This is a genomic window from Streptococcus oralis subsp. dentisani, assembly GCF_002096685.1.
Lineage (GTDB): Bacteria > Bacillota > Bacilli > Lactobacillales > Streptococcaceae > Streptococcus > Streptococcus oralis_AD.
Genome location: NZ_NCVA01000039.1, coordinates 291,352 through 303,140, shown reverse-complemented (window position 1 = coordinate 303,140; position 11,789 = coordinate 291,352). Strand labels below are relative to the sequence as shown.

Annotated in this window: 12 protein-coding genes and 1 pseudogene; 8 read left to right on the top strand and 5 right to left on the bottom strand. The window is 38.4% G+C overall.

Annotation, left to right across the window (positions count from 1 at the left end):
• Nucleotides 1–9 precede the first annotated feature (9 nt).
• Nucleotides 10–1,188, top strand: coding sequence for a hypothetical protein (locus B7705_RS04325; RefSeq protein WP_084948078.1), 1,179 nt, complete (start codon nt 10–12; stop codon nt 1,186–1,188).
• A 33-nt stretch (nt 1,189–1,221) separates the two neighbouring features.
• Here B7705_RS04325 and B7705_RS04320 read toward each other — a convergent pair whose 3' ends face one another.
• Both B7705_RS04320 and mazE read right to left on the bottom strand, forming a co-directional pair.
• Nucleotides 1,222–1,578, bottom strand: a complete 357-nt coding sequence (locus B7705_RS04320) for a type II toxin-antitoxin system PemK/MazF family toxin (RefSeq protein ID WP_084851236.1) — start codon at nt 1,576–1,578, stop codon at nt 1,222–1,224.
• Nucleotides 1,562–1,777: a type II toxin-antitoxin system PemI/MazE family antitoxin gene (mazE, locus tag B7705_RS04315; protein WP_084948075.1), complete on the bottom strand. Its 216-nt coding sequence runs from the start codon at nt 1,775–1,777 to the stop codon at nt 1,562–1,564. The genes B7705_RS04320 and mazE overlap by 17 nt, the downstream gene beginning before the upstream one ends.
• Nucleotides 1,778–1,976: 199 nt before the next feature.
• Between mazE and ylqF the strand changes: the two genes are divergently transcribed.
• The 7 genes from ylqF to xerS all read left to right on the top strand — a co-directional run bounded on the left by ylqF (nt 1,977) and on the right by xerS (nt 8,268).
• Nucleotides 1,977–2,828 carry a ribosome biogenesis GTPase YlqF gene (ylqF, locus tag B7705_RS04310; protein WP_084948073.1) on the top strand — a complete coding sequence of 284 codons (852 nt, stop codon included), beginning with the start codon at nt 1,977–1,979 and terminating at the stop codon, nt 2,826–2,828.
• On the top strand, nt 2,815–3,594 hold the full coding sequence (locus tag B7705_RS04305; protein ID WP_084948071.1) for a ribonuclease HII: 780 nt from the start codon (nt 2,815–2,817) through the stop codon (nt 3,592–3,594). Before ylqF ends, B7705_RS04305 begins: the two co-directional genes overlap by 14 nt.
• 12 nt (nt 3,595–3,606) lie before the next feature.
• Nucleotides 3,607–5,157, top strand: a complete 1,551-nt coding sequence (locus tag B7705_RS04300; RefSeq protein WP_084948068.1) for a ClC family H(+)/Cl(-) exchange transporter — start codon at nt 3,607–3,609, stop codon at nt 5,155–5,157.
• Between the two features lie 196 nt (nt 5,158–5,353).
• On the top strand, nt 5,354–5,818 hold the full coding sequence (locus B7705_RS04295; RefSeq protein WP_142358225.1) for a hypothetical protein: 465 nt from the start codon (nt 5,354–5,356) through the stop codon (nt 5,816–5,818).
• A 16-nt stretch (nt 5,819–5,834) separates the two neighbouring features.
• Nucleotides 5,835–6,386: a hypothetical protein gene (locus B7705_RS04290; protein WP_084948063.1), complete on the top strand. Its 552-nt coding sequence runs from the start codon at nt 5,835–5,837 to the stop codon at nt 6,384–6,386.
• Nucleotides 6,387–6,403: 17 nt separating this feature from the next.
• The gene (locus B7705_RS04285) at nt 6,404–6,808 is read left to right on the top strand and encodes a protein-export chaperone SecB (RefSeq protein WP_158086000.1); all 405 of its coding nucleotides are present in this window, start codon (nt 6,404–6,406) and stop codon (nt 6,806–6,808) included.
• Between the two features lie 389 nt (nt 6,809–7,197).
• On the top strand, nt 7,198–8,268 hold the full coding sequence (gene xerS, locus B7705_RS04280; protein WP_084948057.1) for a tyrosine recombinase XerS: 1,071 nt from the start codon (nt 7,198–7,200) through the stop codon (nt 8,266–8,268).
• A gap of 77 nt (nt 8,269–8,345) precedes the next feature.
• Here the strand turns inward: xerS and B7705_RS04275 are convergent.
• The 3 genes and pseudogenes from B7705_RS04275 to lpdA form a co-directional block, all read right to left on the bottom strand.
• Nucleotides 8,346–8,861, bottom strand: a pseudogene (locus B7705_RS04275) (hypothetical protein); the annotation flags it as partial.
• Between the two features lie 12 nt (nt 8,862–8,873).
• Nucleotides 8,874–9,863 carry a lipoate--protein ligase gene (locus B7705_RS04270; RefSeq protein WP_000874002.1) on the bottom strand — a complete coding sequence of 330 codons (990 nt, stop codon included), beginning with the start codon at nt 9,861–9,863 and terminating at the stop codon, nt 8,874–8,876.
• A gap of 195 nt (nt 9,864–10,058) precedes the next feature.
• Nucleotides 10,059–11,762, bottom strand: coding sequence for a dihydrolipoyl dehydrogenase (gene lpdA / locus B7705_RS04265; RefSeq protein WP_084948054.1), 1,704 nt, complete (start codon nt 11,760–11,762; stop codon nt 10,059–10,061).
• Nucleotides 11,763–11,789 lie beyond the last annotated feature (27 nt).

Below are 11,789 nucleotides of genomic sequence, written 5' to 3'. Positions count from 1 at the left end.
GGAGACCTCATGCCACTTCCAGTTAGAAAATCCCTGCATGATGCGGTTTTACAGGCTTCAAAAGCCGATACTTGGAATCAAGCTACCAAGGAATGGAATGAAGTTTCCTTGATTTTTAATGGCATTGGTCGTAGTAATTACGTCTGCGGGAATGCCATAAAATACGCCTACGAACTCTTTAACGGTGTTACAGGTCAACGCCTCTTTCCGATTGGTAGCGATTGTGTTCGCCATTTTCATCGTATTAGCCTCGACCAGCAACTGGAAGAGGAAGAAAAATTGCTCAGAAAAGTTGAAAATCTAACCAGAAAGGCTCAGAAAAAGGAAAACATCAAGGTCAATAAAAGCGATTTTGACGAGCGACTTCTAAAATGGTTTTTGGAAAAAGGTGTTTTCAAGCCCAATCGTGGCAATCAATTCGCACCTGAGAGAGACTATCAGCTCTTCCTAGAGGTCTTTCAAGGCGGAAGTTGGACCAAGGCAGAGCCAAAGAAGAAGGCTCGTATGGAAGAAGTGCTGGAAAAGTGTATCAAACCTTTTTTACTTGGTAAGACCGATGATCAACTCTACCTTGTCAAACTAGGCAAGGAGAAAATCGACTACGAGCAGCATTTACGAATTCAAGCGGAGAAAGAACGCAAGAAAAGAGATAAAATTGCCAAGCAATACGCTGACAACCTCATTCTTGCCATGGGACCTGCAGAACGAGCCTATCAAGATTACTTTGGCTTTACAGAAACTCTCACCCAAGAAGAACGAAAATGGGAGAAAATCCTCTTTGGAAAAAATAGAGAGGAACGGGCTATCAAGGCTAAACAAAACCAGAAGGAGCTAGAAAAGGATCAGCGAATTGCGAATCAAGATCCGATTGAACGAAAGCAGAAGCAGACTTGGCTTCTTAATTCCTATTTTCGTGATTTGCCTGATGAAAAAGCTAGATTTTCTCGGCTTCTATTAGAATATCGAAAAAGTGGAGGAGTACTCTTTTCAGATGAATACTTATCTGAGCATCTCATCGACTTTTTCTACAAGATGAAAGCCTTTGAGTTTGAAATTGCACCCGAACAAGTCCGCGATTTTCTAAAAGAACGCCTTCAGGCAGAACATCTATCATCTGCACAAGAAAGCTGGATTAGAGGAATTCTTCTCAATTGTCTTCACCCGTTCTTAAATAGGTTACTCATATAGAAAAAATCCTACCTTGTCTATGCATGGTAGGATTTATGTATCTCCAAAGATGTACTGGTAAAGTTGGACGACTTTCTGAAAACACTGCGTGTCCATTCTTGTTATTTTTTGAGCATTTCGCATCCGAAAATCAAAAGTATACAGTTGAAATGGATTGACAGCGCCATCTACCTTATCCGACGAGACAGGTACGAGCAAGCCTTTTTCTGCTAAACGATGTTGGCCATGGGTGATAGGACAGACAGCCACAAAACCAGTTTGTAAGGCATATTCTCTCCTAGAAACTACCAAAGCAGGTCGCCTTTTCTGAATTTCTCGACCGACTGATGGATCAAAATCCAGCCAAATGATATCCTGCTTTTCAGGAATATACTCAGATTTCGCTATCAAGTGACCTTACCCCTTCAAAATCGTTTGTCATTCTCAAATCAGTAATCCCATCAAAAGGATCTTTTAGCTTAGGAGCCAAGACAATAACCCCATCAACTCCTTTGTAGACAACCATTTCTTGACCTTCCGTCATACCCAAATTTTTAGGAATGGTCACAGTGAGAGAATTTCCCACCTTCCGAGTCTTTACTGTATTCATCACTCTACCTCCACGAAATCGTATATACAAAGTATATACCAAACAGCAAATAAAGTCAAGCAAACGCTTAATTACATAAATTAAGTTATGTGATATAGTATGATTTTATTTTAGTCAAAGCCTGTGCAAAAGCACCTAATTTATGATAGAATAGATGGTGAGAAAGAAAACGTTTTATTAGTCGGAAGGGGAAAATATTATGGCTACTATTCAATGGTTTCCGGGCCACATGTCTAAGGCTCGGCGACAGGTTCAGGAGAATTTAAAATTTGTTGATTTTGTGACAATTTTGGTGGATGCTCGCTTACCTCTATCTAGTCAAAATCCTATGTTAAATAAAATTGTTGGTGACAAACCAAAACTTCTGATTTTAAACAAGGCAGACCTAGCTGATCCAGCAATGACAAAAGAATGGCGTCAGTACTTTGAATCACAGGGAATCCAAACTCTGGCTATTAACTCCAAAGAGCAAGTGACTGTAAAAGTTGTGACTGATGCGGCTAAAAAGCTCATGGCTGATAAGATTGCACGCCAAAAAGAACGCGGTATCAAGATTGAAACCTTGCGGACCATGATTATTGGAATTCCAAATGCTGGAAAATCAACCCTGATGAACCGTTTGGCTGGTAAAAAGATTGCGGTGGTCGGCAATAAACCAGGTGTTACCAAGGGGCAACAATGGCTCAAAACCAATAAAGACCTTGAAATCCTGGACACACCAGGGATTCTCTGGCCTAAGTTTGAAGATGATGCTGTCGCACTCAAACTAGCCCTAACTGGAGCAATTAAAGACCAGTTGCTTCCTATGGATGAAGTGACCATTTTTGGTCTCAATTATTTCAAAGAGCATTATCCAGAAAAGCTAGCTGAACGCTTCAAACAAATGAAAATTGAAGAAGAAGCACCTGTTATCATCATGGATATGACACGCGCCCTCGGTTTCCGTGACGACTACGACCGTTTTTACAGTCTTTTCGTGAAGGAAGTTCGTGATGGAAAACTCGGTAACTATACCTTAGATACATTGGACGACATCGATGACGACGATTAAAGAAATCAGAGAACTTCTTGCTACTGTCAAAGAATTAGACAATCCTCTTTTTCTTGAACTGGAAAAAGATAGCCGAACAGGAGTTCAAAAAGAAATCAGCAAGCGTAAAAAAGCCATTCAGACAGAGCTGGATGAGGATCTTCGGTTGGAATCCATGCTGTCCTATGAAAAAGAACTTTACAAACAAGGAGTGACCTTAATAGCAGGTGTTGACGAGGTCGGCCGTGGTCCTCTTGCTGGCCCTGTAGTCGCTGCAGCTGTTATCTTGCCTAAAAATTGTAAGATTAAAGGCCTCAACGATAGCAAGAAGATTCCTAAAAAGAAACATCTGGAGATTTATCAAGCCGTTCAAGATCAAGCTTTATCAATCGGGATTGGTATCATGGATAATCAAGTCATCGACCAAGTCAATATTTATGAAGCGACCAAACTAGCCATGAAAGAAGCAATCTCCCAGCTAAACCCACAACCTGAGCATCTCTTGATAGATGCCATGAAACTGGAGTTACCGATTCCCCAAACAGCAATTATCAAAGGAGATGCCAACTCTCTCTCTATCGCAGCTGCATCTATAGTGGCCAAGGTGACACGGGATGAATTGATGAAGGAATATGATCAGCAATATCCTGGCTATGATTTCACGACTAATGCAGGCTATGGAACAGCTAAACATCTAGAAGGACTCGAGAAACTAGGCGTCACCCCAATTCACCGAACCAGTTTTGAACCAGTCAAATCACTAGTTTCAACTAAGAAAGACAAGTAAGAGGAAATGATTATGGAGGAACAGTCAGAAACACTCAGTTCCAAGAAAGAATTCGCTTTTGCCTCAAGCACCATATTATCCCAAGTTGGACGAGGAATTATTGTTGGTCTCGTCGTCGGACTCATCGTCGGATCCTTTCGTTTCTTAATCGAAAAGGGCTTCCATCTGATACAAGGACTCTATCAAGATCAAGCGCACCTAGTGCGCAATCTTTTTATCATTGGTCTATTTTATGTAATAGTTTGCTGGCTCAGTGCGAAACTAACTCGGTCAGAAAAAGATATCAAGGGTTCAGGAATTCCTCAAGTCGAAGCCGAACTAAAGGGACTGATGACTCTTAACTGGTGGAGTGTCCTCTGGAAAAAATATATTCTAGGGATTCTTGCTATTGCCAGTGGCCTTATGCTAGGTCGAGAAGGGCCAAGTATTCAACTTGGAGCAGTTGGTGGTAAAGGTATATCCAAGTGGCTCAAATCTAGCCCAGTAGAGGAACGTTCCCTGATTGCCAGTGGTGCTGCAGCAGGATTAGCAGCTGCCTTTAATGCACCAATAGCAGGTCTTCTCTTTGTTGTAGAGGAAGTCTATCACCATTTTTCCCGCTTTTTCTGGGTCTCAACACTAGCAGCCAGTCTAGTAGCAAACTTTGTCTCTCTGCTCATATTTGGCCTAACACCCGTACTGGATATGCCGGACAACATTCCTCTCATGACCCTAGACCAGTATTGGATTTACCTCCTTATGGGAGTTTTTCTCGGGCTTTCTGGTTTTCTCTATGAGAAAGCTGTACTCAATGTTGGTCGAGTTTATGATTGGGTTGGTCAAACAATCCATTTAGATAGAGCTTATTATCCAATCCTAGCCTTTATCCTTATCATACCAGTCGGGATTTTCTTGCCACAAATTCTCGGTGGTGGAAATCAGCTGGTTCTTTCCTTAACTGAGCAAAATTTTAGTTTCCAAGTTCTATTAGCTTACTTTTTGATTCGCTTTGTTTGGAGCATGATTAGTTATGGAAGTGGCCTCCCAGGAGGAATCTTCCTACCAATTTTGGCGCTTGGTTCCTTGCTTGGTGCCCTAGTCGGTGTCATTTGTGTCAATCTTGGGCTTGTCAGTCAAGAGCAGTTTCCTATATTTGTGATTTTAGGAATGAGTGGCTACTTTGGGGCAATTTCCAAGGCTCCCTTAACTGCTATGATACTCGTAACCGAGATGGTTGGAGATATTCGCAACCTCATGCCACTGGGCTTAGTGACCTTGGTCGCCTACATCGTCATGGATCTGCTCAAGGGAGCACCAGTCTATGAGGCCATGCTGGAAAAAATGCTACCAGAAGAAGCGACAGATGAAGGAGAAGTCACCCTCATTGAAATCCCTGTATCAGATAAAATCGCTGGAAAACAGGTTCACGAGCTCAACTTGCCACATAACGTACTCATCACCACCCAAGTCCATAATGGCAAGAGCCAAACAGTTCACGGCTCAACTAGAATGTATCTGGGTGATATGATTCACCTAGTGATTCCAAAAAGTGAAATTGGAAAAGTCAAAGATTTGTTGTTGTAGATTAAAATTACATAATTTTTATTATGTAGAAAACCGAAACTTAATTGAATACATTAGTAAACCGATTCTATACAGTTGAATCGGTTATCTCATAACAATTTTTAAAATAGATTATTATCAGTTAATTAAAATTTGTGGAAAAGTGATTAGTATTGTGGTATAATTTCTTATAGTGTAAAAATATAGGAGATAAATTTTGAGTATAAATTTACAAATGTTACACTCTTACGAAGGAAATTATAAAAATAATTTGTTTTTTGAGAGATACTCTAATTGGAAAGATAGTGATTACAGTTATAGAATTTATTTACAAATTATTCGGGTATTAAGAAGACAATTGATATCAAGTCAAGACTTACTTCAAGACTCAGAGGGTAAACATATAGAAATTATTAAACTCCCTATCCCTGATTTATTTGATTGTTATCGTCCTTCTGTTGTTATTAAGATTCTAAGGAGTGTGCAACATGTATATGAAATAAGAATTAATACTGAATATAGAAAAGAACGAATTTTATTTTATCCATCTTGCAGTCAATCTAGTACGATTATGACTTTTTATTTTGATAAACAAAGCGGAAATGATATTACAGATATCTTGGCGAAAGAAACTGAAGACATTTATTTAGGAAATATCAACTCAATAATGATTAGTGCTTAAAAAGAGAGGTGAAAATATGGCTTTTGATTATACGTTTGGCCTTGAATTACCAGAATTAAAGAGAATAATATCAACAGAACAATTTAAGCTTTCGGAAGAGTTAATGGATTTACGATTCGAGTTGTCTTTTTCTGAGCAGGAGATGGCACAAATAATTGACATATCTCTCCAAGAATATCTTCAAATGGAATTTGCTATGGAAGATATTCCTATCGAAAAATATAGAACGGCACTTGAAAAAGTTAGAGAGTATACCATACAAAAAAACAGTCACAATCCTTATAAAGTACATTTTATAATTTCGAACTCTACTGAAACTTCATATTCTTCACATTGTGAAGTAAATTATGTATCAAACTTATCGTCTCATAAACCATATAAATTCATTACGGAAGAATTGAATCCTTTTAAAGATAGATCAAAAATTAAAAGTCATAGATTTGTTTTTAATGAACCATTTCATCTACATGAATTATCCTTTACAAAACACATTGATGATAACAATAAATTTGATAAACAAAATAAAAACTTCTGTGAGTATGATGATTTAGCGATTATAAGTATATAGAAATAAGGAGAATGGATATGAATTCAAAAATTAAATTTCAAAGAATGGAAGTTGAGACTACCGAATTTTATTTGAACAAATCTGTTGAATTTGAAAAACAACAAAAAATTGAATTAAGTTTAGAAACGAAATTTAGTAAGGAGGGTGAGGAGACTTTTTCTTTATCATTAGAACTTTCAATATTTAATAAAAATTTTAAAGAAAATGACAATCCGCTATACATTCGGCTAATTCTTAATACTTTTTTTGAAATCAGTGAAGAAAATCTAGATGAAGAGAATATAATAAAGAAATATGGAGCAAATATGATTCTGTTATCGTTTCCTTATGCTCGTTCCTATATTACCAATTTAACAGCGATGTCTGGTATTTCACCAATTAACATTCCTGTAATTTCTATTGAAGACATTTTAGATAGCTAGATTCAGACTATTATATAAAATATGCAAAGTTCCGAAATCTGAAGCATTTCTCTTAACGAGTGTTTTGATAGCAAAACCTAAAAGTTGATGTACAATTGACTAAATTAGAGTTAAATAGTTGATACAACCGAATTAGAAGTATAAAGTACACTCATTAATCAGTGTGCTTTATTTTTATTTGAAAAATTGTAAAAATGTACATATGAAAAGTTTTTAGTATTCACTTAAATAAGGTACATAATTAAGAATAATTAGCTCTAAAAAAATTTTTGGTTATTTTTTTTCACTTAAAAAAGCTCCTATAACATCTTTCCGAAAAACTATAATTTTCTTGAAAAATATATGAGTCTATGCTATACTACTAGTAGACTTATATATGGAGAGAACACATGAAACGTGAGATTTTACTGGAACGAATCGACAAACTAAAACAAATCATGCCCTGGTATGTTCTGGAATACTACCAATCTAAGCTTGCTGTCCCCTATAGTTTTACAACCTTGTACGAATACCTTAAGGAATATGATCGATTTTTTAGCTGGGTTTTAGAGTCTGGGATTTCAAATGCTGATAAAATGTCTGATATTCCTTTATCGGTTTTGGAAAACATGTCAAAGAAAGATATGGAATCCTTTATCCTTTATCTACGAGAACGACCTTTGCTGAATGCTAATACAACCAAACAAGGTGTTTCACAGACAACTATCAATCGGACCTTATCAGCTCTTTCCAGTCTTTACAAGTATCTAACTGAGGAAGTTGAAAACGACCAAGGGGAGCCTTATTTCTATCGTAATGTAATGAAGAAAGTTTCAACTAAGAAAAAGAAAGAAACCCTTGCTGCCAGAGCTGAAAACATCAAGCAAAAGCTCTTTCTAGGTGATGAAACAGAAGGTTTTCTGACTTATATCGACCAAGAGTATCCAAACCAGCTCTCAAATCGTGCCTTATCCTCCTTTAATAAAAATAAGGAACGTGATTTGGCCATTATCGCCCTTCTCCTAGCATCCGGTGTCCGCTTATCTGAAGCTGTTAATCTGGATCTAAGAGACCTTAATCTCAAAATGATGGTTATAGATGTCATTAGAAAAGGTGGCAAACGTGACTCGGTCAATGTCGCTGCCTTTGCAAAACCCTATCTAGAGAATTATCTAGCTATTCGAAATCAACGCTATAATACGGAAAAGACAGATACAGCACTCTTTCTGACCTTATATCGTGGTGTTCCCAATCGTATCGATGCTTCCAGCGTTGAAAAGATGGTTGCTAAGTACTCTGAAGACTTCAAAGTCCGTGTAACTCCCCATAAACTACGCCATACCCTAGCAACTAGACTCTATGATGCAACTAAATCGCAAGTTTTGGTCAGCCACCAGCTAGGACATGCAAGTACACAAGTCACTGACCTCTATACCCATATCGTCAACGATGAACAAAAGAATGCTTTGGATAATTTGTAAAATACATAAAATTAATTATGTAAATTAAAGATTACTTAAAAACGAAAGACCAATCCCTATTATCTTTCGTTTTTTGTTTATTTAAACTCAATCCAGTAGTTACGATGGGGCTCGATTATTACTGGATTACCCCAAAAGGCTTTCAGATAAGCTAAATTTGCGTGGCTTACTGGTCTTTTTGCATCATTATATTGCTCAGCGCTCTCTTTAGTTAGAAAGCATTTTACTGCTTCATAAGAAGTTCCATCAGCTGATTCTCTTTCGATTCCCATATACGAAATTTCGTCACCTTTTTTAAGACTGTCAGTCAACAGTTTACCAATAAAATACACTGTCTTATCCTTCATCAGTTCATAAGCTTTACCATTTTCCAGTCGGTTATTTGCTGCAGCGTACATAATACAAAAACTATCAACAATGTCTTTCAAAGGCATTAAGTCCTCTTTCTTTACTTTGATTTCATCGGGAAGAAGACCGCCAATTATAAGATTTTGGAAATAGGCTTGCTGGATTACATTATCTAAAGCCATTCCTAAAGGTATTTGAACAGCTTGGTATCCTAAAGGCTGAAGCTCTTTATTTTTCTTATCATATGGATTCTTTTATTATCCCACTACTGCTTCAGCGATTTCTTCACGGCTAATACCAGCGAAGTAGCGTGTAATATCAATAGTTTCTAGAGCTTTAAGGACATCTTCGCGTTCGTATTTTACTCCACGAAGGACATCTTCTACAGCTGCAACGTCTTCGATACCAAAGAAGTCTCCATAAATCTTGATATCTTGGATTTTTGATTCAATGACGTTGGCAAAAACTTCAACCTTACCACTGGTGAATTTTGTTCCCCGACGGACGTTAAATTCAGGTGATTTACCGTAGTTCCAGTCCCAAGTACCAAACTTAGTATCCTTGATGCGATTGATTTCGGCTAATTCTTGCTCAGAAAAAACGTATTCAGTCATCTCTGGGTACTCTTTCTTCATGTATTCCAATAGCAAATCACGGAATTCTTCAACTGTGATTTTTTCAGGTAATTCATTGACAATATTGGTTACACGGGCACGGACGGATTTCACACCTTTTGACTCAAATTTATCTTTTGAAACCTTGAGGGCATTAGCAAGGACTGACAAATCAACGTCAAAAAGCAAGCAACCGTGGTGCATGATACGACCATTGATATATGCTTGGGCATTTCCACAGAATTTCTTGCCATCAATCTCAAGGTCATTACGGCCTGTAAACTCAGCTTTAACGCCTAGTTGAGCCAAGGTATTGATAACTGGAGTTGAGAAGCTCTTGAAGTCAAAGGCCTTGTTTTCATCTTCTTTTGAAATGATGGTGTAGTTGAGGTTGTTTAAATCGTGATAAACAGCTCCACCGCCACTGATACGGCGGACTACCTCAATACCATTTTCTCGAACATAATCACGATTGATTTCTTCAATAGTATTCTGGTGACGTCCAACAATGATAGAAGGTTTGTTAATCCAAAGAAGGAAGATTTGATCCTCATCCAAAAGATGTTTAAAGGCATATTCTTCCAAGGCGATATTAAATGCAGTGTCGTTTGAATGATTGATAATATATTTCATAGTATTTCCAAAAATTTAGTTTTTAAATTCTGTTCATAGCAATCCGATTTTCTAAAGTGGTAAAAAGAAATGTAACGTGTTGTCGTTACATTTCTCGGAAAAATTGAGACAAGAGGCTCAATTTTTAGGCATGGAACTCTAATAGAGGTCGCTGCCGTCCGTACTACTTTAAGAAAATTTAGTTGAAAATCTTGTTTATTTTTTCTTAGGTGAATGGATGGCCATTCCTAGAACATCCGCAAATGCTTCGTACATCACTTCAGAGTAAGTTGGGTGTCCATGGATAGTCTTCAACATTTCCTCAACAGTGATCTCCATTTCGATAATGCTTGATGCTTCGTTGATTAATTCCGCAGCTGCAGGACCAATGATGTGCACACCAAGGATTTCCCCGTATTTCTTATCTGCAATGACTTTAACGAAACCTTGAGCTGCATCTGATGCAATGGCACGGCCGTTAGCTGCAAAGTTGAATTTACCGATGGCCACATCGTATTTCTCACGAGCTTGTTCTTCAGTTAGACCTACTGCTGCTACTTCAGGAAGAGTGTAGATGGCTGCAGGAGTCAAGTTCAATTTAGCAACAGCATGGTTTCCTTTGAGGGCATTTTCAGCGGCAACTTCACCCATACGGAAGGCCGCGTGTGCCAACATCTTAGTACCGTTGATGTCACCTGGTGCATAGATACCTGGAACAGAAGTTTCCATGTATTCGTTGACCTTGATGCGACCACGATCCAATTCAAACTCAACATCGCCAATTCCTTCAAGGTCTGGTACACGACCGATTGAAAGGAGAGCTTTGCTTGCGATGATATCATCTTTTCCTTCAACCTTGATACGAAGTTGACCATTTTCCTCGATGATTTCTTGCAATTTTGTACCTGTTAAGATAGTCATACCTTTGCGTTCCAAAATCAAGCGAAGATTCTTAGAAACTTCCGCGTCCATAGCTGGAACGATACGTTCCATCATTTCGATAACAGTTACTTTTGAACCAAATGTCATGAAAGCTTGGCCGAGTTCGATACCGACAACACCACCACCGATGATTACGAGGCTCTCTGGAACTTCGTTCATTTCAAGAATGTCATCACTGGTCATTACAAGTGATGATTCCATACCAGGAACGTTGATCTTGCTGACTTTTGAACCACCGGCAAGGATAATTTTCTTAGTTTCAAGCAACTCTGAACCATTAACCAAGACATTCTTATCTTTAGTAATGGTACCAACACCCTTATGAACAGTAACTCCGTAACTACGAAGAAGACCCGCAACACCACCTACCAAGGTATTGACAACTTTAGATTTAGTTTCTAAGAGTTTATCCATATCTACAGTGAAGTTTGGATTTTCGATGACGATACCACGGTTTGCTGCATGGCCGATATTTTCGATGATTTCAGCGTTGTGAAGGTATGTTTTAGTTGGGATACATCCACGGTTCAAGCAGGTTCCACCAAGTTCAGATTTCTCAACAAGGGCAACCTTCCCACCGAGTTGGGCAGCTTTAATGGCTGCAACATAACCAGCAGGACCTCCACCAATCACAACGATATCAAAGGCATCATCGCTCTTACCATCGTCGTTTGAGGCACTAGCTGCAGGTGCAGGTTTTGATTCTGGCGTAGCCGCTCCAGCAGTTGGGATGTTTTCCCCTTCTTCTCCAAGGTAACCGATAACTTCAGTTACTGGAACAGTTTCACCATCTCCTTTAAGGATGGCAATCAAGTAGCCATCTTCTTCGGCTTCCAATTCCATGCTGACTTTGTCAGTCATGATTTCCAAAAGGATTTCTCCTTCTTTTACAAATTCTCCGACTTTCTTATTCCATTGGACGATTTGTCCTTCTGTCATATCGACGCCGGCTTTTGGCATAATTACTTCTAAGGCCATGTCTTACTTCCTTTATCTATATCTCTA